The sequence below is a fragment of the Palleronia sp. THAF1 genome (genome assembly GCF_009363795.1).
Classification (GTDB): domain Bacteria; phylum Pseudomonadota; class Alphaproteobacteria; order Rhodobacterales; family Rhodobacteraceae; genus Palleronia.
This window is the reverse complement of record NZ_CP045420.1, coordinates 1051761-1076914: the sequence shown is the minus strand read 5'-3', so window position 1 is coordinate 1076914 and position 25154 is coordinate 1051761. Positions and strand designations below refer to the sequence as shown.

Sequence of the window (25154 nt, the reverse complement as noted above, 5' to 3'; positions counted from 1 at the left end):
GGTCCTGCACTGCACCCTGACGTACGTACAATTCTGGGATAAGCCTTTTCAGCCCCGGTAGACTAGCCAGCACATATCAAATGGAGAACCGCCATGACCACCGGACCGCTCTATGGCCTTCTGGTCCTGTCCATCGAACAGGCCGTCGCCGCGCCCTATTGCACGGCGCGGCTGGCCGATGCGGGCGCGCGGGTGATCAAGGTGGAACGCCCCGAAGGCGATTTCGCACGTGGCTACGACCAAGCGGCAGCGGGCGACTCCAGCTACTTCGTGTGGCTCAATCGCGGTAAGGAGTCGCTGTGCCTCGACCTGAACGCGGAAGCAGACCGCGCGCTTCTGCTGCACATTTCAGATCGCGCCGACGTGGTCGTCCAGAACCTCAAGCCCGGAACGCTCGACGGCAAGGGTCTTGGTCCCGATGACCTGCGCGCCCGCAATCCGCGCCTGATTACCTGTTCCATCAGTGGCTACGGGGAAAGCGGCCCCTTCGCCCAACGCAAGGCATACGATCTGCTGATCCAGGCCGAGTCCGGTTTGTGTTCGATCAACGGCGGCCCGTCAGAGCCTGCCCGTGTAGGCATCTCGGTCGTGGATATCGCCACGGGCGCAGCGGCGCACGCCGCGATCCTTGAGGCGCTGATCGGGCGCGGAATCACCGGCGCGGGCACCGACATCCGGGTGTCGATGTTCGACGTGATCGCCGACTGGCTGACGGTGCCCTACCTGCACGCAGCCGCAGGACAAACGCCGAAACGCATGGGCCTCGCGCATCCCTCGATCTCGCCCTACGGAGTGTTCACGACCCAGGACGACCAGCCAATCCTGCTGTCCATTCAGAACGACCGGGAATGGCGTGTGCTGGTCAAACGGGTGCTCGACCGACCCGATCTGGCGGACGACCCCGAGACCGCCACGAACACGGCCCGCGTAACACATCGCGCGCGCGTCGATACCGCCGTCGGCGCAGCCATCGCCCGCCATGACGCCGACGCCATCATAGCTTTGCTCTCCGCCGCCGACATCGCTTTCGCCCGCGTCAATGACATGAACTCTCTGATCGCTCACCCGCATCTGACCACTGCCACCGTCACAACACCCGGCGGCGCTAACGTCTCCCTGCCCGCCCCCGCACCCCTGTTCAACGGCGTGCGCAGGGTAAGACACGCGCACGCACCGGCCCTGAACGCCCACAGCGAGACGATCCGCGCGGAGTTCAGGGCGACCTAGACGGCGCCAACCTGGCATGCGGCAACATATCATGCGGCGTGAAGCGCAATTCCATCTTTTGCGGGGACAGCACGACGCCCCCTTTTTGCCCACACATTTGCCTTCAACGAAGCCGCGATGGTCCACGGGGTGATGGAAACGGACGGCCACATCGGAAAGGTCGTCGTAGTTGCGGTTTGATCGCTACGTTTCAAACTCAGCGGGGCGGTTGGATCGAAGCGAAGCTATCAAAGCTTGTGACTCCGGGCTCTGGCGCTCAGTTCCAAGCGCTTTTCAGACGCGGCGATTGGAGCGTATTTCCGAGCCCCTTTCCGGTGGCGGCTGTGCGGTCGTGGATCATAGCACACCGTAAAAGGCCGTAAAACGGCGCTTGCGCGCAGTGACCTTCCCCTTTTGGTCCTTCCTCCATATTCCAAGTTTGCGGATTCATCGCGCTGCGACGTTAATGTTACGCTATTTCAGGGACGTCCTCAGCGTGAAGGTTTGTGTGGCGCTGTCCCACCGCAGAATATTCTGGGCATATCTCGAAAGCCAATGTTCCAACCTGCGCTGGTTGGCATTTGGCAAGATGCGGCGAACGGGAACGATTGTCTTGTCACCGAATCCGTCCACCAGAACGAAACGATCCTCTACGGCATCGAACATCACATTGGCCGTTGATAGATCGGGCGCATTGACGTTCAGCGCGATGATGTCCTGCGCGAAAGCGCTCAGGCGTTCGGTCAGATCGACCGTCATGTCGCCCGAAGACAGAATCTCGCGAAGTGTGCGTCCCGGACCACCATCGACGCCACGTGCGCGTTTGCAGACTTGAGCCAGCCCTCGGTCCGTCTGAACCAGTCCGCCGATCTCTACGATGGGATTCAGGCGACCACTCTCGATGGCACGATGAGCGACGCGCGCGTATTCCTTGTACTCGATCCAGAAGGTTCGATACGGGCCAAGCAACTTCTGTGAAAGCCACCCCAACAGTCCGCGTCGCGCGGCGTATTCCGAGCGCTTGCGCTCCACAATCGTCTTGAGGATTTCATCGTCATGACCGGGCCGCGGCCAGACGTCGCGCACCCGGCCAGACGCGATCGGAGTCTGGCCGTTCAATTGGATGATATCGGGGCACGGTTTGAAAGCGGTCACGTTCGCTCACCTACAGCGGCATCATACGCTTCCACCAGCGTGCGCGCGCGGTCCGCCACCTCTGCCGCGGTCAGACCGGGTGTGTAGATGCCTGTGCCGATCCCGAAGCCGGTGGCGCCTGCTGCGATCCATTGGGCGAAGGTGTCGGGGCCGACACCGCCGACGGCATAGGTTCGCGTGCCTTCAGGCAGGACGGCACGGATCGCCGACAGGCCTTTCGGGCCGATCAGGAAGGCGGGAAAGAACTTCAGCCCATGCGCGCCGTGGCGCAGGGCGGTGAAGCACTCGCTGGGCGTGGCAACGCCCGGAAAGGACTGCATGTCATGGGCGCGCGTGGCTTCGATCACCGAAGGATTGCAGTCGGGAGACACGATCAGCCGCCCGCCCGCCGCATGAACATCGGCCACCGACTGCGCTGTCAGAACCGTGCCCGCGCCGATCAGGGCCGTATCACCGAACGCGTCGGCCAAGGCGGCAATGGAGGCCAAGGGATCGGGCGAGTTCAGCGGCACCTCGATCCGGTCGATCCCGGCGTCGATCAGCGCCTGCCCGATCGCCACGACGTCAGAGGGCTGAACGCCCCGCAGGATTGCGATGATCTCGCGGCTCATGTCGTTCCCTTCATCTGCATCCGGGCCGCCGTCAGGCCGGCGAGCGTCACCCGCGTGGCGTCCGTCACCGCAGGCAGCGCGCCGACCACCCGCAGCGCCTGCGCGTAACGGTCGGTCAGCGCACCGTCTCCGATCAGAGCCACGTTCTGCCCCAGCCAGTAGGGCCGCGTTCCGGCCAGTTCCAGACCGATCAGCCAGCCCGACAGGCGCGCGCGTGCGATCGCCGCGTCCAACCCGTGCAACAGGCCCTCGGCGCGCAATGAAAACAGGCGCGCGGTCAGTTGCGCGGGCGCGGTCATCGCGTCGTCCACCGCTTCGGCGAAGGCCGCATCGTCCCAGCCGTCGCCGTCCAGCCCGTGCCGCAAAACCGATTGGCCCGACAGCAACGCGAAGAGCTCCCCGGTCATCACGGTGCGGAAGCTGACGACCTCTCCGGCGCTGATCCGCGCCCATTTCGCGTGGGTGCCCGGCAGGCACAACACGCCATCGAAGTCGCCGTGGGCGGTCAGGAACCCGGCGATCTGCGTCTCTTCCCCGCGCATCACATCGGCGGGCTTGTCCTGGCGCATCCCCGGCAGGACATGCACCGCCATGCGGGGATCCCGCACGTCTGGCCGCACCGCTTGCGCGAAGACCGGAGGGGCCGCGGGGACCGCGATATAAGGTGCCTCCACCCAGCCCTGCCGCGCGCCGACCATACCGCAGCAGATCACCGGCGTGACGCAGGCCTGGGGGAGATGCGCGTCGATCAGATCCAACAGAGCGCCTTCGAACGCGAGGGGCGCAAGCGTCGCCATGCCGCGATCCGAACGCAGGCGCGCCAGCACGGACCCATCCGCACCGATCACCCAGACCCGCAGCGCAGACGTCCCCCAGTCAACCGCGATCCAGCCGGTGTCCATCAAGTCCCCTCTCTCCCAAAACCGACCCCAGCATGCGGCCCGCCCGAAGCGGTATCAACCCGGCGAGGTCGTTTCCCAAATCGCGCGACGACGCTGCTATTCTGGTGTGAGGCAATCAACTCAAGCCGCGTTCGATTCAAGTTCGTCTTTTTTCTTGCCGTTTCAAACACGGCATGCCTGCGGATCAGGCATCGGCGCAATTGTGCTCTATCAGTTCGCGCTGCAAAATAAGTATTTTGCGTCAGTGCCTTGTCAGTCTCGCCCGGACACCCGTGATCGAAAACGCAACAGCACCTCCCGCATCTGTGAAGAGTTGCGCGCTGTCGCGACCCGTCATGTGCGCAAATGCGGGAAACTATCGGCGGTCGGGCTGCGTATATGCATCAGACAACAAAACGGGCGAAAGCGCCCACCAGGAGACTACAATGACCCGCTCTATCCGCACAGCAACCGCAATCGCCCTGACCGTCGCCATAGTCGCCGTATCCGGCATGACGCTTGGCGCCGTCGCCGACGCCAAGGCCTTTCCGTCGGGCAACACGCACGCCACGCCCGAAATGCAGGCCAACTTCCCCGATCTTTTCTAGACCCAGACGCGCGCGCGATCCTCAAGCACGCGCAGTCGGGCGTCCACGACCTTGCTGATCCCCGACCGCCTGGGCGCATCGGCGAGGGTCGTAAACCAGTGGTCCGGGGGATTGCGCCCCAGACGATGACCGGGGAACTCCAGTTCGCGCAGCACCTTCTGCGCCTGAACCGACAGCCGATCCGGGATATCCTGTCCGGTCAGCGTTGCCCATACCCCCGTCCACAAACGCCCGACCGACCACGGGTTGTATCCGCCTCCTCCTAAAACCAGCAGGCGATCCGTGGCGTTCATCAAGGCGCGGACCACGCGCCAATGCGCGCCGTTCGACAGGGCCAGACGCGATAGCGGGTCCTCCGACACAGCATCCGCCCCGCATTGCAAGACAATCGCCTGCGGGCGGTGGTCGGCGATCCGCGGCAGGATCAGACGGTGAAGGGCGGCATCCATGTCATCATCGCTGGCTTCCTTTGGCAGCGGCAGGTTCCATTCGTTGCCTGCGCCCCGATCATGAATAGCGCCGGTGAAAGGCCAACGCCGGTCTTCGTGGGTAGAGATCAGGCACACGCGCGGATCATCGCTGAACGCATGCGCAACCCCGTCGCAGTGGTGGGCGTCGATATCCACGTAGGCAACGCGCTCGATCCCCTCGTGGCGCAGGCTTAGGATCGCCAGAACCGGGTCGTTCAGGTAGCAAAACCCGTTGGCGCGGTCCGGCAACCCGTGGTGCGTCCCCCCACCGGGATTGTAGACGATACCCGGTTCGCGCAGCAGGCGCCCCGCAAGAATAGAGCCGCCCGCCGCCGTGGCGGGACGGCGAAACACCTCTGGATAGACAGGGTTGGACGCCGTTCCCAAATCGTGCCGCGCGCGCACGGCGTCGGACACGGTGCCCCGGGCTTCGGCCTGTTGCAGCGCCGCGATGTAGTCGGGGGTGTGCCAGTTTGTTAGCGCGGCAGGCTTGGCGCGCGGAGAGGTCAGGTAGTGCATGGGCGTCAGCCACCCCATGGCGCGGGCCAGATCCATTACGGTGGACACTCGCGGTACGCGCAGGGGATGTGTCGGACCGTAGCTGGAGCCGCGATAGATCTCAGAGCCGATGAATCGCGGCGTCACCTCAGGGCGTCGCCCAGCGCGCGGGTGATCTGCGCGCCATTCGGATGGGTGTTGGACCCGAAGGTTGCGACAACGCGTCCCTCGTCCAGCAGCGCCTTGTTGAAGTTCCAGCGCGGCGCCCAGCCTTCTTCCCGCGCCAGCCACGTATAGAACGGATGCGCCTGAGGCCCGCGCACGTGCGTGATCTCGGTCATCGGCAGCGTAAGGCCGAACTGCACCTCACAGAAATCCTTGACCTCATCCTCCGAGCCCAGCTCTTGCCGGAAGTCATCCGACGGTACGGCAAGGACCATAACCCCCTGAGTGCCAAAGGTTTCATGCACGTCCTGCAGCGCATCGTACTGCGGCGTGAAGGCGCAAAGCGACGCCGTGTTGACCACCAGAACCGGCCCGTCGTGAGCGGCGATATCGATATCTCCACCGTCGATCGACGCAAAGACAAACCGCTCGTCAGCGGCAGCGGGACCGCACAGGAAGCACAGCAGAGTGAATGATCGCAGCATCACGTATAGATATTGCCACGGAACAGATGGGCAACCTTTACTTGATATTGAGACCTGCGCAGATATACTTAGTAGTCATATAACAGACGTGCTCGGCACGCGCTTGTGAGAGGTTTGATGAGTCAGTCCGAAAAAATCGGCCGCTCGGTCGATTTGGCCGATCTTGGGAAACGCGATATGCGCGCTCAATTCGCGACGCTGCCGTGGCGGCGGGTGGACGGTCGTATTGAACTGTGCTTGATTACCAGCCGCGATACAGGGCGCTGGATCATTCCCAAGGGCTGGCCCATGGACGGCAAGACTCCGTCGGAAGCCGCGGCGATTGAAACCTTTGAGGAAGCAGGCCTGCGTGGCATCGCCTCTACCCGTTGTGTCGGCGTCTATACCTATCTCAAGGATCTGGACGATGGCCCTGACTTGCCGGTTCTCGTCGCCGTGTTCCCGCTGGAAGTGACGAAGGTTCTGAACGATTGGCCAGAGGCCGATCAGCGTTCGCGCAAATGGGTGACGCTGAAGAAGGCCGCGCGATTGGTGTCCGATCGGGAATTGCGTGAAATCCTGCGTGATCCGAACCTGCCCAAGTTGCTGAAATAGGGGCGCGCGGCGTGATCCGCTTTTCCCTGAAATGCAAACACGGGCATATCTTCGACAGTTGGTTCCGCTCTGACGCCGATTTCGGCGATCTCAATGGCGCAGGGCGGGTCACGTGCCCCGATTGCGGGACCTCTGCAGTGAAGAAGGCCCCCATGGCGCCCAGCCTATCCGGCAAAGCTGAAGCCACCGAACATCCCATCGCGAAACTGCGCCGCAAGATAGAGGCAGAGGCCGATTACGTCGGCGACCGCTTCGCGGCCGAAGCCCGCGCGATCCGCGACGGAGACGCCGCCGACCGACCGATCTGGGGGCAAGCGAAAATCTCCGATGCCAAGGCGCTGCACGACGACGGCATCCCGGCGATCCCCCTGCCCTTCGGTCCGAAGTCGAAGGCGAATTGATGGTTTCGGAGCCGATCTTCGGTCCGATCCACAGCGGCGCGCTTACGGGTTGAAGTTGCGACGACCTAGTCCGACCCGCACACCCCGTCGCACCCCCTACCGACGCGCGCGGCAAGGCCTAGATCAATCGACATGACCACTCCGCTTCTGACAGTGACCCATATCGAGAAGGCCTACCCCGGCCCCGACGGCCCCGTGCCCATCCTGCGCGGCGTGTCGTTGTCGCTTGAAGCCGGGCGAACCTTGGCGCTGACGGGGGAAAGCGGGTCGGGCAAATCCACGCTTCTGCACCTGATCGGCGGGCTGGATGTGGCGGACGCGGGCACGATCATGCTGGGCGAAACCGAGGTCACATCCCTGTCGGACAAGGGCCGCGCCGCCCTGCGCCGGGATCGCGTGTCGGTCGTCTTCCAGCAGTTCAACCTGATCCCATCGCTGACCGTCGCCGCCAACATCGCCTTTCAGGCGCGGCTGTCCGGCAGCCACGATCCCGACTGGACCGACCGTCTGTCACAGCGCCTCGGGCTGACGCCGCACCTGTCGAAGTACCCCGAGCAACTGTCCGGCGGGCAGCAACAGCGCGTCGCCATTGGCCGCACCCTCGCCGCACGCCCAGCGCTTGTGTTGGCGGATGAGCCGACCGGAAATCTGGACGAAGCGACGGGACGAGATGTGCTCGACCTGCTGCTTGAACTGGTGGCCGAGACCGATGCAGCGCTGCTATGCGTAACCCACTCGCAATCGCTGGCCGACCGGATGGAACGGCGCGTGCACCTTCAAGAGGGTCGCATCGCGTGACGATGCTACGCCCGACTCTGATCGCGTTGCTGTCGCACTGGTGGCGCCATCCCATGCAGCTTTTGACCCTGATGGTCGGTCTCGCGACAGCCACCGCCCTCTGGTCCGGCGTGCAGGCGATCAACGCAGAGGCACGCGCCAGCTACGACCAGGCCGCCGGTCAGGTCACTGCCGGATCGCGGCCTACGCTGGTGTCCGACGGCGCGATCCCGCAGGCCACCTATATCGCCCTGCGCCGCGCGGGCTACTCCGTCAGCCCGGTGATCGAAGGCACCCGCAATGGCCTGCGCCTGATCGGGATCGACGCCTTCACCCTGCCCCCCGGTGACGCCCCTGCCGACCTGAGTGCCGCCGACGTTCAGTCTGATTTCATCGGTGCGCCCGGCTTGCTCTTAGCTGCTGACAGCACCACTATCCCCGACGGCCTGCCCCCAGTTCGGCGGGTCGATGGCATCCCGGACGGCACCGCCTATGCCGATATTGGCACCGTCCAGCGGCTGCTGGACCGCCCCGAAGAATTGACGCGCCTGATTGTCACCGGCACGCCATCCCGCACCGCGCCCCCACTGGATCAGATCGCACCAGATCTGCGGCGCGTCGCCCCGCAAAGCGGAGACGTGGGGCGGCTGACCGACAGCTTTCACCTCAATCTGACCGCATTCGGGCTGCTATCCTTCGTAGTCGGCCTGTTCATCGTGCGGGGCGCCATCGGTCTTGCTTTCGCGCAACGGCGCGGCGTCTTCCGCACCCTGCGCGCACTCGGCTTGCCGCGCGTCACGCTGATCGGAGTGCTCTCCGCCGAACTGCTGATCCTGGCGCTGATCGCCGGAACCATCGGCATCGCGCTTGGCTGGCTGATCGCCGCGACCCTGTTGCCCGACGTGGCCGCAACGTTGCGCGGTCTTTACGGGGCAGAAGTTCAAGGCGCGCTGTCCTTGAGACCGATCTGGTGGCTATCGGGGCTCGCCGTCGCCGTCTTGGGCACGGCGCTCGCCGCATCACTGTCGCTATGGCAGACTGCACGCCAGCCTCTTCTGGCCCCGGCGATGTCTGGCGGCGGCGCGCCCGAAAAGGCCTTGCGTCTGCCTTTGATCGGGGCCGCGATCTGCGCGGCGGTATCCTTGATCGCGGGCCTTGTTGGGGGAGGCCTGATCGCCGGTTTCCTGTGCCTCGGCGCGCTTCTGTTGGCCGCAGCGCTTGCCCTGCCGCCTGTCCTGTCAGGCGTACTCGCGCTGATCGCCCGCCCCGCCAGCGGACCCCGCGCGCAGTGGTTCTGGGCCGACGCGCGCCAGCAACTGCCGAACCTTGGCCTTGCGCTGGCCGCGCTTTTACTGGCGCTTGCGGCCAACATCGGCGTCGGCACCATGGTGTCCTCGTTCCGCCTGACCTTCACCGGCTGGCTGGATCAGCGGCTTGCCGCGGAACTCTACATCAGCGCCCGCGACGACGCGCAGGCGGCCGAGATCACCGCCTACCTTGCCCCCCGCACCGACGCGATCCTGCCGATCCGATCCGCCGAGACGCAGCTTGCCGGCACGTCGGCAGAGGTCTTCGGCGTCGCCGACCACCCCACATATTCCGAGAACTGGCCGCTGATCGACGAGGCCGACACCGTATGGCCGCGCATCGCCGCCGGAGAGGCCGCGCTGGTTAACGAACAGCTTGCCCGGCGCGAAAACCTCTGGCCCGGTGACACCATCGCCATCGCAGATTGGCAGGGCCCCATTGCGGGCGTCTACAGCGATTACGGAAACCCACGCGGGCAAGCGATGGTCGGTCTGGACCTGTTCGACCAACTTTTTCCGAACGCGCCCGCCACCAACTTCGGCCTGCGCCTTGATCCGGCAAACGTGGATGCCCTGCAAGCCGACCTGCGGGACCGCTTCGACCTTCCCCCCGATCAGGTCACCGATCAGACGGCAATCAAACGCCTGTCGCTGGATATTTTCGAGCGCACTTTCACCGTCACCGCTGCGCTGAACGTACTGACGCTGGGGGTCGCCGCGCTGGCAATCCTGACCTCGCTGCTGACGCTGGCGACCATGCGGCTGCCGCAACTGGCCCCGGTCTGGGCGCTGGGCCTGACGCGCCGCCGCCTGGCGTGGCTCGATCTGGCGCGCGCCGCCCTATTGGCGGCGCTGACCTTCGTGGCGGCCGTGCCCGTTGGCCTGCTGCTGGCATGGATCCTTCTGACGATCGTGAACGTCGAAGCGTTCGGCTGGCGCCTGCCCATGCACATCTTCCCGCTCGACTGGCTCCGCCTGGCAGGCCTATCTCTCCTCGCCGCGCTGATCGCCGCCGCGTGGCCCGCTTGGCGACTATCGCGCACGCCGCCCGCCGAACTGCTGAAGGTCTTCGCCCATGAACGCTAGGATCACCCGCCGCGCCCTGTTGCTGAGCGCCGCCCCCGCACTGGCGCAAGCCCAAGGCTTCGCAGGCCTTGGCGACTCCAGCGGCGACTTCGCCGAGCCGCGCCCGAACCCGACCTTCCGCTTTCCGCAGGACCACGGCCCCCACTCCGACTACCGGATTGAGTGGTGGTACGTGACCGCCAACCTTACCGGCCCCGACGGCACGCCCTACGGCATTCAGTGGACACTCTTCCGCTCTGCCCTGTCGCTGGCGCCGGGCACGAACTGGTCGACTCCACAGGCGTGGCTGGGCCATGCCGCGATCACGACGCCCGACAGTCACGTCGCGTTTGAACGCCTCGCCCGCGGTGGGATCGGCCAAGCGGGCGTGGAGGCCAACCCGTTCGACGCTTGGATCGACGATTGGTCGATGAACGGCCCATCCCTGTCTGACGTGCGCCTGACCGCCGCGAGTGACGCGGTTGCCTACGATCTACAACTATCCACCAATCGCCCCTTCGTGCCGCAGGGCGACGGCGGCTATTCGGTCAAATCGGCGGAGGGCCAGGCCAGCTACTACTACTCGCAACCCTTCTATGACGTGACCGGAACGCTGATGCTGCCCGATGGCGATGTGCAGGTGACAGGCCGCGCATGGCTGGATCGCGAGTGGTCGTCCTCTCCGCTGGCTGAGACGCAAAGCGGATGGGACTGGTTTTCGCTTCACCTTGGAGCGGACAAGCTGATGGGGTTCCGCCTGCGCGACAGCGCCGGGCCGGCCTATACCTCTGCCACATGGATCGCCCCCGACGGCGCGCCGACCCCCTACCCCGATGGCGCGTTCAGCGCCGAGCCGCTGGAGACCGCGCGCGTGGCAGATCGTGATGTGCCCGTGCGCTGGCGCGTGCGGCTGCCCGACAAGGGCGTCGACGTGACGGTTGCAGCGATCAACGACCAATGCTGGATGGACCTGCTGTTCCCCTACTGGGAAGGACCAGTGACGGTGAACGGCAGCCATGACGGCATTGGTTATCTGGAGATGACGGGATATGAGTGACTGGTACAAGAGTTTGCCCGATCTGTGGGCTCACGCGTGGCAATTGCTGGGGCGCGGGTCGGCGGACAACAAGCACGCCTTCCACACCTTTCCGCTGGCGACCGTCGCGCCCGACGGCACACCGCAAGCGCGGATGGTGGTGCTGCGCGGAGCGTCCGCCTCTGCGGGCACACTGACGGTGCAAACAGATCGAGCATCCGCCAAGATCGACGAGTTGCAGGCCAACCCCGCCGCGACCTTCCTGTTCTGGGACCGCAAATCGTCCCTACAGGTCCGCGCGCGCTGCACCGTCACGATCCTGACCGGCGACGCGGTGGAAGACGACTGGCAAGCTTTGTCCGAAGGCGCCGCCACCAACTATGGCGGCCAGCCCCCGCCCGCCACGCCGATGGCAGACCCGACCGCTTACCGTGAGACCGCCGAGCGTGAACGTTTCGCCGTCTTGCGCGGCCACGTGGAAAGCGCCGACATCCTGCATCTGGGCGACCTGCACCGCCGCGCGCTGTTCTCGCGCGATGACGGCTTCGCGGGAACGTGGCTGGCCCCCTGATCCGCACATCGCTACACCGCGCGCCATGAACATCCTGCCCCAGACCCGCGATATCGTCCTGATCGGCGGCGGCCACGCCCACGCGCTCGTCCTGCGCCGCTGGGGCATGAGCCCGCTGGCGGGCGCTCGACTGACGGTCGTGAACCCGGGCCCGACGGCGCCCTATACCGGCATGCTGCCGGGCTTCGTGGCCGGTCATTACGACCGCGACACGCTGGAGATCGACCTCGTCCGCCTCGCCCGGTTCGCGGGCGCGCGGTTGATCCTGGGGCACGCGACCGCGCTGGATCGGGGCGCACGATCCATCGATATCGAGGACACGATACTCGGCCCACGCACGATCCAATTCGACGCCGCCTCGATCGACATCGGCATCCATTCCGAAATGCCGGGGATACCGGGCTTCGCCGAACACGCCACCGCCGCCAAACCCCTTGGCCGCTTTGCGCAAAGCTGGGCTGACTACCAAAAAGCGGGCGACCGCGACGCCGGCATCGCCGTCATCGGCGGCGGCGTGGGTGGCTGTGAGTTGGCGATGGCCATGAGCCATGGCATGGGCGGTGCGGACGTGACCGTGATCGATTCCAGCGCCATCCTGTCCGGCTTGGGGAGCCGTGCTCGCGAGAGAATGTTGAAAGAGTTGGAGCGCAACCGCGTCAGTTTGATGGAGAATGCCAAAGTCGATCGCATCAGTGAAAGCGGTGTAACGCTGGACGACGGCCGCCATATCCCCGCGCGGTTCGTGACCGGAGCGGCAGGCGCGCGGCCGCACGATTGGCTGACGCACACAGGCTTGCCGCTGACCGATGGCTTCATCGACGTTGGGCCAACGTTGCAAACCGGCGATCCGGCGATCTTCGCGGCTGGCGACTGCGCGCACCTGACTCACGCGCCCCGCCCCAAGGCGGGTGTCTTCGCCGTGCGGCAGGCCCCGATCTTGCATGACAACCTGCGCGCCGCCGTCTCGGGCGGAGCGATGCGCCGGTACAATCCGCAGAAAGACTATCTCAAGTTGATCTCGACGGGCCGCAAGTCCGCCGTCGCCGACAAGGCCGGGTTCGCCTTTCATGGCGCGTGGTTATGGCGCTGGAAGGACCGCATCGACAGCAAGTTCATGGGCAAACTGTCCGACCTGCCTGCCATGAAGACGCCCCCCCTCCCCACCGAGCACGCACGCGGCATGGGCGCGCTCACCGGCCAAGCCCCCTGCGGGGGCTGCGGCGCAAAGGTCGGGCGCGGTGTGTTGCAGGGCGCCTTGTCCAACTTACCGGCGACGACCCGCGCCGATGTCGACACAGGCGCGGGCGACGACGCCGCGATCCTGACCATCGGCGGCACACGTCAGATCATCACGGTCGACCAGTTGCGCGCGTTCACCAAAGACCCTGCCCTGATGGCCCGGATTGCTGGCTTGCATGCGCTGGGCGACTGCCTTGCAATGGGGGCCGATCCGCAGGCAATGCTTCCGTCCCTGACCCTGTCACGCCTGTCAGCAGACCTTGAAGAACGCACCCTGGCAGAGATCATGGCCGGACTGTCGCGCGTAGCCGAAGACGCCGGGGCCGCCATCGTCGGCGGCCACACCGCAACCGGGGCCGAGCTGCAGGTCGGCGTGACCGTCACCGGCCTCGTGGACCGCGCGATCACGCTCGCGGGCGCGCAACCGGGCGACAAACTGGTGCTGACGAAACCACTTGGAACCGGCGTCGTTCTAGCGGCAGAGATGGCGCTGCAAGCGACCGGGCCAGAGGTCGCCGCCTGCCTGTCTTCAATGGCCACACCGCAATTCAACGTTGCACGGGACTTGCGCATCGCGCACGCCATGACAGATGTGACCGGATTCGGGCTTGCGGGGCATCTGATGGGCATCTGCACTGCGTCCAATGTAGGCGCGGAAATCTTGCTGGACGCGCTGCCACTTCTTCCGGGCGCCGAACGGCTGCTGACCGCAGGCGTCCGATCGACCCTGCACGACGCAAATGCGGCAATTGCGGACGTGGCTGCTCCCGACACGCCGCTCGCCCAGATACTCTTCGACCCGCAAACCGCAGGCGGCTTGCTCGCCGCCTTACCCGCCGACGCGGAAACCACGCATCCCGTGATCGGACACCTTTCCGACGGGCCGCCGCGGATCACGGCGCGCTAAGCATCCCCGCCACGCGCGCACCCAGCGCTTCGATCTCTGCATCGTCCAGCCGCTCTGCCCGAATGGTGCCCACCCGCCCGGTCTCGTCCCGGTCGCGTTGCTTGGCGTAGCGGGGATCGTAGTGCTGCCGCATCAGATCGGCGGCCAGATCCTGCACGCGACCTTCGCGCGCAAGTCCACGCCAAGCCTGAATGCGGTCATGCCCTTGCAGCCGCGTCAAAGACACCAAGACCGCATCGAGCCGGTCCGGATCGGCCACGATATCCGCGTAAGCCCGCGTCAGGTAGGCTGCGCGCACATCCGGCTCCGCCTCGACCGTGATGCGTCGTGCCGCGCGCATCGCAGCCCAAAGCGAGGGCGGCACTACGCGCTCTCCCACCTTGCTGCTTTCGGCCTCGACCAGCACCGGCCGCGCGGGATCGAGCGCGCCGATCCGTTCGGCCAAGGCGCTTTCGAACCCCTTCTGTGCAGGCTGATCGCCCATCGACCCGAACAGCGAGCCTCGGTGGTTCGCCAGCCCCTCCAAGTCGAGGACCTGCGCCCCCGCCCGCGCTGCGGCCCACAGGATCGCCGTCTTCGCGGTGCCCGTATAACCATCCAGAAGGACGACATTCGTCGGGAACGGAGTATCGTACAGCTTGTCTTTCACTAACCGTCGGTAGCTCTGGTACCCACCATCCAGCACCTGCACGCGCCAGCCGATCTGGGACAGGATCGACGCGAAAGAGTTGGATCGCTGTCCGCCGCGCCAGCAATAGACCAGCGGTTGCCATCCACCGTCGTGATCCGAAAGCGGCCCCTCAATGTGCTGCGCGGCATTGCGCGCTACCAGCGCCGCGCCGATCTTGCGCGCCAGAAATGCGCTTTCCTGCACGTAGATCGTGCCGACGCGGGCGCGCTCTTCATCGCTCAGGACCGGCAAGTTGATGGCACCCGGCACGTGGTCTTCGGCGAATTCCGACGGTGCGCGCACGTCGATCACGGTGTCGAACGGCGCCCCGGTCAGTTCGGCCAAATCGTGTGGAGCAAACGTCACGCCAATACCGCCTGTGCCATCGCACTCCCGCTGCGCCATGCGTCACCCGCGTTAGGACCAAACGCCCAGTCGCCGCCCAGAAAAGCGCCGCTGCCACTGCGCAGAAACGGGGCGCCCAACGGGCGCGCCGTACGCGCATATCGCCAGCGATGCACTGTCGCAAAGCTCGGCTGGGTCGCCACCCCGCTGGCGGTTTGCAGGGCAGAAATCAACGCGGCCTTCACCGTTTCCGGGTCGTCTTCCAGATGCGTGGCACTCCAATCCAGATCAGCATGGGCGACAAGGGCGCCCGGCTTCGATGTGATCCGGTCCTGATGGCAGATCGCGGTGAAGGGCTTTGATTGAACTGACACTTCGATCCCCGGCCAAGTAGCCATCAGGGTCCATTGTGCAGCCATCTCGACGTTCGAGAAGTCTGCATCCCGCAGCAGTGCCGCCGCCTGCGGCGCGGGGATAGCGACGATCAATTCCTTATAGGGACCATGCAGGATGCCATCGGCATCTGTCAGACGCCAATCGCCTTTCGCGCCGGACACCGCCTCGATCCGGCAGCCGCCCTTGATCTGAAGCCCCGCCACCAATGGTTTGACCAGACCGCTCATTCCCGGATTGCCGCGCCAGCCCCTGCCATACCGTTCGGCTCCGATACTCTCCATCGCGGCATCGAAAGCGGCATCGCCCTGAGCCATAGGTGCCCCATGATCAAAGGCGCCCGCATCTTCGCGCCGGGTGGCCAAACGCCCACCCGTGCCACGGCTCTTTTCGAAGACCGTGACGGTTCGCCCCGCTCGGGCCAAAACGTGAGCCGCCGTAAGACCGGCCATCCCGGCCCCGATGATCGCGATTGTTTCCATGGGGAGGCCCTATAACCTTCACGCAGGTGATCCAAGCGCTTGGCGCAGCGTCACCACTGCACTACCGTCGAAGAAATCGTTCTTTCAGGAGTCTGTTATGTCCCGTTTCGCTACCCTCGCCCTTGCACTCGGCTTCGCCAGTGTCGCTTCCGTCGCGCTTGCCGCCCCCTGCTCGAACTCCGGCGGGCAGTATGAACAATGGAAACCCGCCTTCGCCGCAGAGGCGCAGCGCGCGGGCGTCGGCCAGCGCGGCATTCAGGCGTTGATGAACTCCAGCTATTCGAACTCGACCATCGCGGCCGACCGAAACCAGAAGAGCTTTCGCTATTCGCTGGACCGCTTCCTGCAGGTCCGCGGAGCCCCAACTATCGTCAGCCAGGGCCGCAACCGAAAGGCGCGCAACGCAGGCTTTTATCAATCCTTGGAAAGCCGCTACGGCGTTCCCGCCGGCGTTCTGATCGCGATCCATGGAATGGAAACCGGCTTCGGCGGTTTCATGGGCAACAGCCGGGTGGTCTCGTCGATCCTGACGCTGGCGTATGATTGTCGACGCTCTGCCTTCTTTACACCGCACGCCATCGCTGCCCTGCAACTGGTGGACCGCGGGATTCTGAGCGAAAATTCAACGGGGGCCAAACATGGCGAATGGGGCCACACCCAGTTCCTGCCCGGCAACGTTCTGCGCTACGGCGTGGATGGTGACGGCAATGGGCGGCTTGACCTGACAAACCAGACCGATGCCATGGCCTCCACCGCGAACTTCCTGCGTCAAAAAGGCTGGCGTCCGGGAGCAGGCTATCAGCAGGGACAGCCGAATTTCCGCGTCATTCAAGAATGGAACGCGGCCACGGTCTACCAGCAGGCCATCGCTCTGATGGCGTCGCAGATCGACGGTTGAAGATAGTTGGGGCTGCCCTTTCCATCGGGTGGCCCTTTCGCTTGATGCAACCCGGTCTGCATCGGTACGGGCGCGCAGCCGAAACACGCAGCCTCGCGTCTGTTCCTTGGAGCGCCCCATAATGCGTCCAGTCCGGTGACATTCAGCCCGATTACGACGCACGAAACACCCGTCACCTAGCTAATTGATCGTGGCGCGGTGAACGTATGCCGCGCCCGCCCCCCCGCCTTCGAGGCGTAAAGCGCAGTGTCCGCATCGGCAATCAAGGTATCAGGGTCCTTTACATCGCCGCCGCGAGAAATCGCGATACCGATGCTGGCCGACACGCGGCATGTGTTCCCTTCGAACTCAACTGGCTGTTCCAACTCGGCAACGATGCGGCGGGCAATATCCGAGAGCGTGTCGCGGTCGGTCAGGCGATGCAGGATGATGGTGAATTCGTCCCCCCCGACACGCGCAACAGTGTCAGAGGTACGAACGATATCGCGCAGCCGCCGCGCGACGGCCACCAGAACCGCGTCACCTGCAGGATGTCCCAAGCGATCATTGACCGCTTTGAAGTGGTCAAGATCCACATGCGCAAGCGCGAAAGGCTTTTTGTCTGCGATCGCACGGGTAAGGACGCTGTCGAACCCGCGCCGGTTGACCAGTCCCGTCAACGGATCGGTTGTCGCCTGCGTTTCTGCCGTCGTTTTCGCCGACTGCAGCCTGCCGATCAGCCGATGCGTCTGAGTGGTTGCAAGGTGATTGGCCTCTATCAGATACAGCATGTCCAGGGTCGGGTCGGTCGGCGCAAAATCCATCGCCGTCAGGCCCGAGTCACCGACTTTCTGCAGTTCTCCCAGGGCCAGCGCCAAGTTCAGAAGCAATCGGCCGCCGTCGATGGCGACGCCATGGCCACGCAGATACGTTTTTCCCTGATTACGCAAATGCAAAGCAACCCTTCGCCCGTTCAGATCAGCGATGCTGGCCATGCCAGCCGGGCGGTCGAGAACGGCAACATCGCGCAGATTCGACCCAATCAGTTTCCGATCCGGCGCAAGGCGCTGAAGTGCGCGGCCAACCCCTTCGATGCGCCCTTCCGAATTCAGCAGCAGGTGCATCGGCATCAAGGCATCGAGCGTACGGCGGGTCAGAATTGCGTCCATCAGACCGCCTTACCCTGTCCAATTTCGAAAGCGCGTCCTTCAGAATGACTGTGCGCAGAGATAAGAACGTCGATCCGGCATCGGGTTTGGCTCGGATCATCCACCAGATTGGCCAGCACCAAAGCGCCATATTCGTCGGCCATTGCCCGGATCGCTCCCAGCATGAGGTGGACCAATCCATCTGGTTTGCGGTCACACCAAACGATCCATTCTCCCGTCGCGACCTCCTCTACGGTAAGCGCAGGCAGAACGACGTGTGGCAATGCCAGTCTCGCTCGATCCGGAAGGTCGCCAAGCGTCTCGAGGAAGCCTTCGAAGTCCACGCCACCGAAGCGCAGCAGTCGGCGGATGGGTTTGGTATTGTCGTGCGCGACCAGATAGATGCCAAGGTCTTCCAAAATCTCGGACGGCGCGCGCTTCAGCTTTTTCGCGGTCGCAGTGAGAACGCTGGACGCGACCGACCCATCGTAGCTTAGCATCACTTCGAAAGTGTCGACCGACGCATGGGAGTCGTGCAGGATGGAGTTCCAGACATCAGGTCCATAGCTGTCGGTAACGAATGTCTGTAGCGCTGGCGCAAGTGCTCCGGTCATGGGCGGCCTCCTTGCGGACCGTCCTAGGCGCAAAACGTTAAGGTTTCGTGTGCCGAATTACGTCCAATGCACCTCTTCCCCACCAGGCAGCGCCTGCCTTGCGCGTTGCGGGATGTCGTACGCGTAGTTCGAGGTCGTGCAAAACCGGGTGATCCAAGCATCGTCCATGAGAAGAAAGTCGAGAACAGACCCAAGAAAAACAGAGTCTTGAGCCGCGTTCCTCAGATCAGAGGCATCGGCACCTGTCGCGCCAAGGAAAACTGGAAGAAGGTCCTCATCCTGCGCAAGCCAGATCAGCACCTCCTGCGCGACCCCTTCGGCCGTTTCTTGCTTCATCCCGGTCCTTTCAGGAAATTGGAAAGCTTTTCTTAATGATTTAGGGTCAGCTTGAGGTCAACCAAGCTAGCAAGACAGACGGGCACGCCCATGGCACGACGCATTCTGATCGCTGACGACACGGTCAACAACCGAATCGCGTTCAAAGCGGCCTTATCGGCAGCGCGCTACGACGTGACTTCGGTCGCCAGTGCGAAGGAAGCCGTGATCTCTCTGGAAGAGCATGGTGCAGACCTTCTTCTGATCGACGCAGCGCTACCGGACCTTTCGTCATCCGGTGTTCTAAGCCAATTGCAGTCAGACGATCCATCGGTCCCTCCCTGCATCGTTATGACATCCGAAGAAAAAACCGAGACGCGGGCGGCCTGGATCGAAGCAGGGGCCACCGCTGTCATGGCGCGCCCTGTCGATCGGTCCTGGCTCTTGACCAGTCTGCGCGGAATCCTGAGACGGCACGAAACCCGCACAGAGCTCGCGCGCCAGGTGTCGACAGCGCGGCGGCTGGGCTTTGCCGAAGATACGACGCAGTTCGCGGTTGCACCGCGCGTTGTCGTCGTCGGACATGATCGGGCCGCTTCCGGTCGGCTGATCCGCGGTCTCCCCGCCCAGATCGGCTATCCGGTGACGGCCAATACGCCCGGCGAGATCCTTGCCGAAGCTGCTTCTGGCTCAGCATTTGACCTTATCCTGCTGACCGAGGGTGATCTTGAGGATACACTTGAGTTGCTTTCCGAACTCCGGGCGCATCCTGCCACACGGCGCGCGTCGGTCATTGTCGAATGCGATGGTCAAGACCTGCAGCGCGGCGCCCTTGCCCTCGATCTTGGAGCGAACGCATTGCTGCGCACCGACGCGGGACTGCGCGAACGCGCGGCCCTGATCATCCGTGAATTGATGGCAAAGCGGCAATCAGACTCGCTTCGGCATCAGTTGGACCAAAGCCTGCGTCTGGCAGCGCGTGACGATCTGACCGGTTTGTTCAATCGACGTTACGCCCTGCAATACCTCGCGGACACAGCGCGGCGCGCAGTCGACGCCGATCGCAGCTACGGTGTACTTCTCGTGGATGTCGATCACTTCAAATCGGTCAACGACCGGTTGGGCCACGCCACCGGAGACACGGTTTTGAAAGGCGTCGCCACTCGATTGAAGGAAAATCTGCGCGAGCACGATCTGGTCGCCCGGTTCGGCGGCGAGGAATTCCTTGTCATCCTATCCAATGCGGCCCCGGGGGAGGCGCTTTTGGCCGCAGAACGACTGCGTGAAGCGGTGGATGAACTTCGCGATACGGTCCAGCACGTGACCGTGAGCATCGGCGTTGCCAGCGGCGACACACTGGATATAAAAGCGACCATAGCGCTGGCTGATGCCGCGCTCTACCGCGCCAAGCGAGATGGCCGAAACCTGTCTAGACTGGCCTCACAAGGGGACGCGCTCACTCTGCCCACAAGCCCGGCGCCGCGGGCCGCCGGCCCGCTGCGACCTTCGGCACGCGTTGCAGGGTAGACAGGGTCAAATCGCAAAACCCGGAATTTCCAACGGCTCATTGAATATTTGTGCAGGCCGTTTAGCCCTCTATATCTGGCAATTTTCAGATTCACACTGAACTGTATTTTCTCGAAATGGGCCCGACCCCGGTCGGACTTATGCCCTATCTCGAATTCAGCGACGCCCAAATCCCCCATTGGATTTGTGTATCTCTTGCGACAATGCCGCGCGCCTGTCAGGCGCAACCTTGCGGACAGGTCCCGGAGCGCGCTACCTGTCGGCGATCACTGTTCGGATCCCCCGCATGTTCGACGATCGCCCCAACACCAACGATATTGAGACCTCCGATCGTGCGGTGGGCCAGTCCCTCATGCGCGGGTACCGGCGCAAGTGTCCGCATTGCGGGTCTGGTCCGCTGCTGCGCGGATATCTCAAGCTGCGCCAGCAATGCGCCGTCTGCGGCACCGATCTGTCGCCCGCGCGCGCCGATGATGGTCCCGCGTATCTGACGATCCTGATCGTGGGTCATCTTATGGCGCCGTTCATGCACGTGTTCTTCACCACCTTCCGACCCGACCCAATGGTGTTGGCCACGGTTTTCTGTACGGCCTGTGTGGGCCTGTCGCTTTATCTGTTGCCCCGCATCAAGGGCATGATCGTAGGGTTCCAATGGGCGAAACGCATGCACGGGTTCTAGACGACCCGCCGATTCGGGATGCCGCTACCATCATCGTGGTCCGCGACCCGGACACGGCCCCTCGGTTGCTGATGGGCCAACGTGGCAAGACAGCCGCCTTCATGCCATCCAAGTTCGTGTTTCCCGGCGGTGCCGTGGACATTGCGGACGCCGACATACCGCTCGGCCGCCCCTTGCCCCAGCCATGCCGCACGCGACTGGACCGCGCGCTGGAGGCCTCTCCCGAAGCACTCGCCGCCGCCGCCATTCGTGAGTTGTGGGAGGAAACCGGCCAGATCGCGGGCACGCCCGGCGACTGGGCCGACGCACCTCCTGACTGGAAGGGCTTTGCCGCCACCGGCCACCGTCCCGATGCAAGCGTCCTGTCCTACGTGTTTCGTGCCGTTACGCCGCCGGGCCGCCCGCGCCGGTTCGACGCGCGCTTCTTCATCATGGACGCAGCGCGGCTGGTCACGGACCCCGACGACTTCACCAACGCCTGTGACGAACTGAGCCATCTGCAATGGGTCACGCTTACACAAGCGCGCGCGCTGGACCTCCCCTTCATCACCTCCGTCGTTTTGGGAGAAGTAGAGGCGCATCTGCCGCGCACAGACGCACCCGACCGCGTGCCATTCTTCCGCAACGATCAGGCGTGGCGCGTGATCGACGACGCTATACCGACAGGATAAGAGCAGCGATCGAGACACCTAGCAACGCGATGCCGACACCCTCGCGTCGACTGATGCGCTCTCCTAGAAACAACGTGCTCGCAAGAATCGAAAAGACGACCTCGACCTGCCCCAAAGCCTTGACGTAGGCCGCGTTCTGCAAAGCGAAGGCCGTGAACCAGCCCAAGCTTCCGATCATCGAAAACACGCCCGCCAATACCGCGATCCGCCAAGCCTGCACGACCGCGCGCAACTGGCCGGGCTCCGCCCAGGCGATCCAAGCGCCCAATATCAATGACTGCCATGTCGTCGCCACGGCCAGTGTCGCCATAGACCGCGCCAACACCGGCGCATCGCCAAGCGACAAGGCGGCCCCGCGGTAGCAAACCGCCGACACCGCGAAGAGCGCGCCGGAGCCCAGTCCCAAGGCGACAGCGCGGCCGTCCCAAGCCCCCGCGCCGCCTGACAGGACAATCACCGCAATGACCCCAACCGCGATAGCAAGCGCCGCGCTCAGTGTTACGGCTTCACCCAGCAACACAAATCCGACCGCGCCGGTCAGGATCACCTCGGTCTTCATAAGCGTGATACCGACCGCGAAATTCCGCAATCCGAACAGGGTGATAACGCAGGCTGTAGCCAGTATCTGGCTAAGCCCGCCGGGCAACACGAAGCGCCAGAACGCGCCGTTCGGTGTCGGCAACGATAGCCCACCCGCCCAGAGGTATGCCGCCAGAAGAGCCGCGACCAACGGCGCAGAGAACAAGAACCGCGAGAACGTCGCTCCCGCCGTCGACAGGCTGGTGCGCTTCAAGTGGCGTTGCACAAGGAACCGGAATGTCTGCGCGACCGAGGCGACCAGTGTGGCCCCAACCCAACCGATCACCTCGGCTGTCCGACCGCGCGACCCGCACCGTCCGGCCAAGTCAACTCTGCAGCCCCGAACCGCGCCATTCCGCCATCCAGCGGCGGAAGCGGCGGCACCGAACGGCGCGTCTTCAATGAGACATGCAGCATGAAATGCTCGGACGTGGCCACGATCCGATCTGCGACCCGCATCATGTGGAAGAACCGCATCTTCGCCCCATCAACCATCAGGGCTTGGCTGTGAATGCGGATCCTGTCGCCTGCGTTGGCCTCTCCGATATGGCGGATGTGCGTCTCGGCCGTGAAGAACGAGTGCCCGGCGGCGATGTAATCCGGTGTACATCCCAGCATGTGCATAAGCCGGTCCGTCGCGTTGCCGAAGGCGTGCAAATAGCGCGCCTCGGTCATGTGGCCGTTGTAGTCCAGCCAATCGAGCGGAACCACGCGGTCGGCGGTCTCGACGGGCTGCGACCAGTCGGGATCGGGCCAGGGCCACAGTGCCTCGGTCTGCGCAAGATTGCGCCCTGGCCCGACGTTCGCCTCGCGCAGGGCGCGCAGGCTGCCGACGATGGCAGCTTCCCGTTCGGGTCCGTCGAGCATCGTGTCGGTCGGCAGCGGGGTCAGCGCGTCGACGGCGGCGACCCCGATCCCCACCAGCAACGGCGCGATACGTGCGGCGCCCGGTCCCGTCAGGACCACCTCCGGCACCAGCCATGCAGGCGTTCCGGAATGTGCGACTGTCGCACCCTCAGGGCCACCGCCGATATGCACCACAGGCACTGTGGCAGATATCCCGCTCGTCGGAGCCGTCAGGATCAGGTCGGCGCCGTCGACCGCAAGATCGGGCGTGCCGCACATCGTCAGGTCACCCGCGGGCGGCGTGCGGTCATATAGCCCCGGCAGGACCTTGGCCGCCCGGCGTAACATCGGCTTGGGATCAGGCCCGCAATAGCGCACATCCGCGCCCATCACGGCAGCCCGCGCGGCCCAATCGGGCAAGCCCAGAACCGCCAGTCTCATCGGTTTGATTGCGGTGTCGCCTGCAGGCGCGACAGGTCGTAGCCGTTGAACGCCAGCACCTCGCGCGCGGCGGCCAACCGGTCCGCCAAGATAGAGGGGTCGCGGTTCAGGATCCACCCCGCGCGGCCCGACGGCACGCCCACGACAGCCGTTCGATACCCCTCATCCACCCACAGGACCCAGTATGGCGCGGCCAGCGGAACGCCATTCAGTCGCACGGTCAGCCGCCCCGGACCCGTCACCTGAGCGCTGCCTTCGATGGCCGACAGCTTGCCGTCCCGGATGCAGGTGTTGCGGACGGCCAGCGCGTCACCTGTGGGCGTATAGACCGCCTGCGTATCGGTGCAGCCCGATTGAAACGGGGTCGGATAGGAGGCGATCTCATACCAGCGCCCCGCGAAGCGCGCCGGATCGAAGACCGCTTTCGAGGCAATGGGCACGTCAGTGTCGCGAAAGCTCGGCGCAGGGATCAGCGGCGACTCTGTCGAACATGCGGTAAGGGTCAAGGCGGCGACAAGGAGGCGCAGGCGCATCAGAACGGCATCGAATGGGTGCGGTGCGCGGCTTCGATTTCGTCGAGCACCGCTTGGCTGAGCGACACGTCCACGCCTCCAAGAATTTGCGCCAATTGGCCTTGCGTCGTTGCCCCGAAAATCGGGATCGTGCGGACGGGCCGCTGCGCCGTCCATGCGATCGCCATGTGCACCGGGTCGATCCCGTGGCGCGCGGCGATGTCCAGGTAGGCCTGCGTCGCCGCCTCAGTCCCAGCCGACATCCGCCCGTTCAGATTATCGTTGATCGAACGTCGAGAGCCTTCGGGCACACGCCCATCCGCGTATTTACCCGTCAGCAAGCCGCAGGCCAGCGGCGAATAGGCCAACAGCGTGACCCCCTCGTGGTGGCACGTCTCGGCAAGGTCGGCGTCGAAATAGCGGCACAGTAGCGAGTATTCGTTCTGGATCGCGTCGACGCGCGGCCCACGCGCCGCCTGCCATTGGGAGACGCCCCATGCGGTGTCGTTCGACAGGCCGAACGCGCGGATCTTGCCTTCGGACACCAGCTCGCCCAGCGTCTCGGACACGGCGGCGATGTTGTCTTTTACTTCTGAGGTGTCCTGCGCGGTCGGATCGTATCCCCAGATCTTGCGGAAATGGTAAGAGCCGCGATTGGGCCAATGCAATTGATACAGGTCTACGTGATCGGTCTTCAGCCGTTGTAGAGAGCCATCGAGCGCGGCGCGCAGCGTCTTCGGCGTGATCGGCGCGCCATCGCGGACCAGTTCGGACGGGCCGGTGCACTTCGTGGCCAGCACGATATCGCCCCGCCGCCCCGTGCGTTCGATCCAGTCGCCGATGATCGCTTCGGTATCGCCCACCGTTTCGGCCATTACCGGGTTCACCGGATACATTTCTGCCGCATCCATGAAGTCGATTCCATGGTCCAGCGCGGTGTCGATCTGGGTATGCGCAGCCGCCGCGTCCGTCTGCCGCCCCCATGTCATCGTGCCCAGGCACCACGCCGATACCTCTATCCCGCTGCGCCCCAATTCGGTCCGCTTCATCACGATACTCCTTATCCGTTAGTATCTGGT

At 64.4% G+C, this 25154-nt stretch carries 27 protein-coding genes; 13 read left to right on the top strand and 14 right to left on the bottom strand.

Features of this window, described 5'->3' with window-relative positions; all coding sequences use genetic code 11:
- Positions 1–93: 93 nt before the first annotated feature.
- Positions 94–1227: a CaiB/BaiF CoA transferase family protein gene (locus tag FIU81_RS05410; protein WP_124112554.1), complete on the top strand. Its 1134-nt coding sequence runs from the start codon at positions 94–96 to the stop codon at positions 1225–1227.
- A gap of 453 nt (positions 1228–1680) precedes the next feature.
- On the opposite strand, the gene FIU81_RS05405 is transcribed toward FIU81_RS05410, so the two are convergent.
- From FIU81_RS05405 to FIU81_RS05395, 3 genes are read right to left on the bottom strand one after another with little or no spacing between them, the layout of a single operon-like run.
- Complete coding sequence (locus FIU81_RS05405; RefSeq protein ID WP_124112553.1) at positions 1681–2361, bottom strand: YrbL family protein; 681 nt, start codon at positions 2359–2361, stop codon at positions 1681–1683.
- Entirely contained in the window at positions 2358–2972 is a 615-nt protein-coding gene (locus FIU81_RS05400; protein WP_152460904.1) for a 2-dehydro-3-deoxy-6-phosphogalactonate aldolase, read from the bottom strand. The genes FIU81_RS05405 and FIU81_RS05400 overlap by 4 nt, the downstream gene beginning before the upstream one ends.
- Positions 2969–3874 (bottom strand): 2-dehydro-3-deoxygalactonokinase, encoded by a 906-nt coding sequence (locus tag FIU81_RS05395; RefSeq protein WP_152460903.1) that lies wholly within the window; start codon positions 3872–3874, stop codon positions 2969–2971. Before FIU81_RS05395 ends, FIU81_RS05400 begins: the two co-directional genes overlap by 4 nt.
- 425 nt (positions 3875–4299) lie before the next feature.
- On the opposite strand from FIU81_RS05395, the gene FIU81_RS16665 reads away from it, so the two are divergent.
- The gene (locus FIU81_RS16665; RefSeq protein WP_172971404.1) at positions 4300–4461 is read left to right on the top strand and encodes a hypothetical protein; all 162 of its coding nucleotides are present in this window, start codon (positions 4300–4302) and stop codon (positions 4459–4461) included.
- On the opposite strand, the gene FIU81_RS05390 is transcribed toward FIU81_RS16665, so the two are convergent.
- Positions 4458–5576, bottom strand: a complete 1119-nt coding sequence (locus FIU81_RS05390; protein WP_124112465.1) for an acetoin utilization protein AcuC — start codon at positions 5574–5576, stop codon at positions 4458–4460. The two genes, FIU81_RS16665 and FIU81_RS05390, sit on opposite strands and share 4 nt — an antisense overlap.
- Positions 5573–6079: a glutathione peroxidase gene (locus tag FIU81_RS05385; protein WP_124112464.1), complete on the bottom strand. Its 507-nt coding sequence runs from the start codon at positions 6077–6079 to the stop codon at positions 5573–5575. Before FIU81_RS05385 ends, FIU81_RS05390 begins: the two co-directional genes overlap by 4 nt.
- Positions 6080–6196: 117 nt before the next feature.
- On the opposite strand from FIU81_RS05385, the gene FIU81_RS05380 reads away from it, so the two are divergent.
- The 7 genes from FIU81_RS05380 to selD all read left to right on the top strand — a co-directional run bounded on the left by FIU81_RS05380 (position 6197) and on the right by selD (position 13976).
- Complete coding sequence (locus FIU81_RS05380; RefSeq protein WP_124112463.1) at positions 6197–6673, top strand: NUDIX hydrolase; 477 nt, start codon at positions 6197–6199, stop codon at positions 6671–6673.
- An 11-nt stretch (positions 6674–6684) separates the two neighbouring features.
- Entirely contained in the window at positions 6685–7074 is a 390-nt protein-coding gene (locus tag FIU81_RS05375) for a DUF1178 family protein (protein WP_124112462.1), read from the top strand.
- 132 nt (positions 7075–7206) lie between these two features.
- On the top strand, positions 7207–7872 hold the full coding sequence (locus tag FIU81_RS05370; RefSeq protein ID WP_124112461.1) for an ABC transporter ATP-binding protein: 666 nt from the start codon (positions 7207–7209) through the stop codon (positions 7870–7872).
- A 2-nt stretch (positions 7873–7874) separates the two neighbouring features.
- Entirely contained in the window at positions 7875–10244 is a 2370-nt protein-coding gene (locus tag FIU81_RS05365) for an FtsX-like permease family protein (protein WP_124112481.1), read from the top strand.
- Positions 10234–11280, top strand: a complete 1047-nt coding sequence (locus FIU81_RS05360; RefSeq protein WP_124112460.1) for a lipocalin-like domain-containing protein — start codon at positions 10234–10236, stop codon at positions 11278–11280. Before FIU81_RS05365 ends, FIU81_RS05360 begins: the two co-directional genes overlap by 11 nt.
- Positions 11273–11830 carry a pyridoxamine 5'-phosphate oxidase family protein gene (locus FIU81_RS05355; RefSeq protein ID WP_124112459.1) on the top strand — a complete coding sequence of 186 codons (558 nt, stop codon included), beginning with the start codon at positions 11273–11275 and terminating at the stop codon, positions 11828–11830. The genes FIU81_RS05360 and FIU81_RS05355 overlap by 8 nt, the downstream gene beginning before the upstream one ends.
- Before the next feature lie 25 nt (positions 11831–11855).
- Positions 11856–13976, top strand: a complete 2121-nt coding sequence (gene selD, locus FIU81_RS05350; RefSeq protein WP_124112458.1) for a selenide, water dikinase SelD — start codon at positions 11856–11858, stop codon at positions 13974–13976.
- On the opposite strand, the gene mnmH is transcribed toward selD, so the two are convergent.
- Positions 13963–15012, bottom strand: a complete 1050-nt coding sequence (gene mnmH, locus FIU81_RS05345; RefSeq protein WP_413816223.1) for a tRNA 2-selenouridine(34) synthase MnmH — start codon at positions 15010–15012, stop codon at positions 13963–13965. The genes selD and mnmH overlap by 14 nt on opposite strands.
- On the bottom strand, positions 15009–15866 hold the full coding sequence (locus tag FIU81_RS05340; RefSeq protein ID WP_124112456.1) for an NAD(P)/FAD-dependent oxidoreductase: 858 nt from the start codon (positions 15864–15866) through the stop codon (positions 15009–15011). Before FIU81_RS05340 ends, mnmH begins: the two co-directional genes overlap by 4 nt.
- Positions 15867–15963: 97 nt before the next feature.
- Here FIU81_RS05340 and FIU81_RS05335 point away from each other — a divergent pair, with 97 nt between their 5' ends.
- The gene (locus FIU81_RS05335; protein ID WP_124112455.1) at positions 15964–16764 is read left to right on the top strand and encodes a lytic transglycosylase domain-containing protein; all 801 of its coding nucleotides are present in this window, start codon (positions 15964–15966) and stop codon (positions 16762–16764) included.
- Between the two features lie 176 nt (positions 16765–16940).
- On the opposite strand, the gene FIU81_RS05330 is transcribed toward FIU81_RS05335, so the two are convergent.
- Genes FIU81_RS05330 through FIU81_RS05320 form a run of 3 tightly spaced genes read right to left on the bottom strand, consistent with a single transcriptional unit; the run spans position 16941 to position 18841 of the window.
- The gene (locus FIU81_RS05330; protein ID WP_124112454.1) at positions 16941–17912 is read right to left on the bottom strand and encodes a GGDEF domain-containing protein; all 972 of its coding nucleotides are present in this window, start codon (positions 17910–17912) and stop codon (positions 16941–16943) included.
- The gene (locus FIU81_RS05325; RefSeq protein WP_124112453.1) at positions 17912–18505 is read right to left on the bottom strand and encodes a heme NO-binding domain-containing protein; all 594 of its coding nucleotides are present in this window, start codon (positions 18503–18505) and stop codon (positions 17912–17914) included. Before FIU81_RS05325 ends, FIU81_RS05330 begins: the two co-directional genes overlap by 1 nt.
- 57 nt (positions 18506–18562) lie before the next feature.
- Positions 18563–18841 (bottom strand): DUF3572 domain-containing protein, encoded by a 279-nt coding sequence (locus tag FIU81_RS05320; protein WP_124112452.1) that lies wholly within the window; start codon positions 18839–18841, stop codon positions 18563–18565.
- 90 nt (positions 18842–18931) lie between these two features.
- Between FIU81_RS05320 and FIU81_RS05315 the strand changes: the two genes are divergently transcribed.
- The 3 genes from FIU81_RS05315 to FIU81_RS05305 all read left to right on the top strand — a co-directional run bounded on the left by FIU81_RS05315 (position 18932) and on the right by FIU81_RS05305 (position 21697).
- Entirely contained in the window at positions 18932–20347 is a 1416-nt protein-coding gene (locus FIU81_RS05315; RefSeq protein ID WP_124112451.1) for a diguanylate cyclase, read from the top strand.
- A gap of 286 nt (positions 20348–20633) precedes the next feature.
- Positions 20634–21026, top strand: coding sequence for a DUF983 domain-containing protein (locus tag FIU81_RS05310; protein ID WP_124112450.1), 393 nt, complete (start codon positions 20634–20636; stop codon positions 21024–21026).
- Positions 20999–21697 (top strand): NUDIX hydrolase, encoded by a 699-nt coding sequence (locus FIU81_RS05305; RefSeq protein ID WP_124112449.1) that lies wholly within the window; start codon positions 20999–21001, stop codon positions 21695–21697. The genes FIU81_RS05310 and FIU81_RS05305 overlap by 28 nt, the downstream gene beginning before the upstream one ends.
- On the opposite strand, the gene FIU81_RS05300 is transcribed toward FIU81_RS05305, so the two are convergent.
- The 4 genes from FIU81_RS05300 to FIU81_RS05285 are packed head-to-tail and all read right to left on the bottom strand — an operon-like array spanning position 21681 to position 25124.
- Positions 21681–22562: a DMT family transporter gene (locus tag FIU81_RS05300; protein WP_124112448.1), complete on the bottom strand. Its 882-nt coding sequence runs from the start codon at positions 22560–22562 to the stop codon at positions 21681–21683. The genes FIU81_RS05305 and FIU81_RS05300 overlap by 17 nt on opposite strands.
- Entirely contained in the window at positions 22559–23563 is a 1005-nt protein-coding gene (locus FIU81_RS05295; RefSeq protein WP_124112447.1) for a thioesterase family protein, read from the bottom strand. The genes FIU81_RS05300 and FIU81_RS05295 overlap by 4 nt, the downstream gene beginning before the upstream one ends.
- Positions 23560–24096: a lipocalin family protein gene (locus tag FIU81_RS05290; RefSeq protein WP_124112446.1), complete on the bottom strand. Its 537-nt coding sequence runs from the start codon at positions 24094–24096 to the stop codon at positions 23560–23562. The genes FIU81_RS05295 and FIU81_RS05290 overlap by 4 nt, the downstream gene beginning before the upstream one ends.
- Positions 24096–25124: an aldo/keto reductase gene (locus tag FIU81_RS05285; protein WP_124112445.1), complete on the bottom strand. Its 1029-nt coding sequence runs from the start codon at positions 25122–25124 to the stop codon at positions 24096–24098. The genes FIU81_RS05290 and FIU81_RS05285 overlap by 1 nt, the downstream gene beginning before the upstream one ends.
- Positions 25125–25154 lie beyond the last annotated feature (30 nt).

Coding starts and splice junctions, on each gene's coding strand:
- FIU81_RS05410 (WP_124112554.1), top strand. CDS start 94: ATGACCACCGGACCGCTCTATGGCCTTCTGGTCCTGTCCATCGAACAG.
- FIU81_RS05320 (WP_124112452.1), bottom strand. CDS start 18,841: ATGAAGCAAGAAACGGCCGAAGGGGTCGCGCAGGAGGTGCTGATCTGG.
- FIU81_RS05355 (WP_124112459.1), top strand. CDS start 11,273: ATGAGTGACTGGTACAAGAGTTTGCCCGATCTGTGGGCTCACGCGTGG.
- FIU81_RS05365 (WP_124112481.1), top strand. CDS start 7,875: ATGCTACGCCCGACTCTGATCGCGTTGCTGTCGCACTGGTGGCGCCAT.
- FIU81_RS05285 (WP_124112445.1), bottom strand. CDS start 25,124: ATGAAGCGGACCGAATTGGGGCGCAGCGGGATAGAGGTATCGGCGTGG.
- FIU81_RS05380 (WP_124112463.1), top strand. CDS start 6,197: ATGAGTCAGTCCGAAAAAATCGGCCGCTCGGTCGATTTGGCCGATCTT.
- FIU81_RS05335 (WP_124112455.1), top strand. CDS start 15,964: ATGTCCCGTTTCGCTACCCTCGCCCTTGCACTCGGCTTCGCCAGTGTC.
- selD (WP_124112458.1), top strand. CDS start 11,856: ATGAACATCCTGCCCCAGACCCGCGATATCGTCCTGATCGGCGGCGGC.
- FIU81_RS05295 (WP_124112447.1), bottom strand. CDS start 23,563: ATGAGACTGGCGGTTCTGGGCTTGCCCGATTGGGCCGCGCGGGCTGCC.
- FIU81_RS05290 (WP_124112446.1), bottom strand. CDS start 24,096: ATGCGCCTGCGCCTCCTTGTCGCCGCCTTGACCCTTACCGCATGTTCG.
- FIU81_RS05360 (WP_124112460.1), top strand. CDS start 10,234: ATGAACGCTAGGATCACCCGCCGCGCCCTGTTGCTGAGCGCCGCCCCC.
- FIU81_RS05385 (WP_124112464.1), bottom strand. CDS start 6,079: ATGCTGCGATCATTCACTCTGCTGTGCTTCCTGTGCGGTCCCGCTGCC.
- FIU81_RS05340 (WP_124112456.1), bottom strand. CDS start 15,866: ATGGAAACAATCGCGATCATCGGGGCCGGGATGGCCGGTCTTACGGCG.
- FIU81_RS05325 (WP_124112453.1), bottom strand. CDS start 18,505: ATGACCGGAGCACTTGCGCCAGCGCTACAGACATTCGTTACCGACAGC.
- FIU81_RS05315 (WP_124112451.1), top strand. CDS start 18,932: ATGGCACGACGCATTCTGATCGCTGACGACACGGTCAACAACCGAATC.
- FIU81_RS05400 (WP_152460904.1), bottom strand. CDS start 2,972: ATGAGCCGCGAGATCATCGCAATCCTGCGGGGCGTTCAGCCCTCTGAC.
- FIU81_RS16665 (WP_172971404.1), top strand. CDS start 4,300: ATGACCCGCTCTATCCGCACAGCAACCGCAATCGCCCTGACCGTCGCC.
- FIU81_RS05395 (WP_152460903.1), bottom strand. CDS start 3,874: ATGGACACCGGCTGGATCGCGGTTGACTGGGGGACGTCTGCGCTGCGG.
- FIU81_RS05370 (WP_124112461.1), top strand. CDS start 7,207: ATGACCACTCCGCTTCTGACAGTGACCCATATCGAGAAGGCCTACCCC.
- FIU81_RS05310 (WP_124112450.1), top strand. CDS start 20,634: ATGTTCGACGATCGCCCCAACACCAACGATATTGAGACCTCCGATCGT.
- FIU81_RS05330 (WP_124112454.1), bottom strand. CDS start 17,912: ATGGACGCAATTCTGACCCGCCGTACGCTCGATGCCTTGATGCCGATG.
- FIU81_RS05305 (WP_124112449.1), top strand. CDS start 20,999: ATGGGCGAAACGCATGCACGGGTTCTAGACGACCCGCCGATTCGGGAT.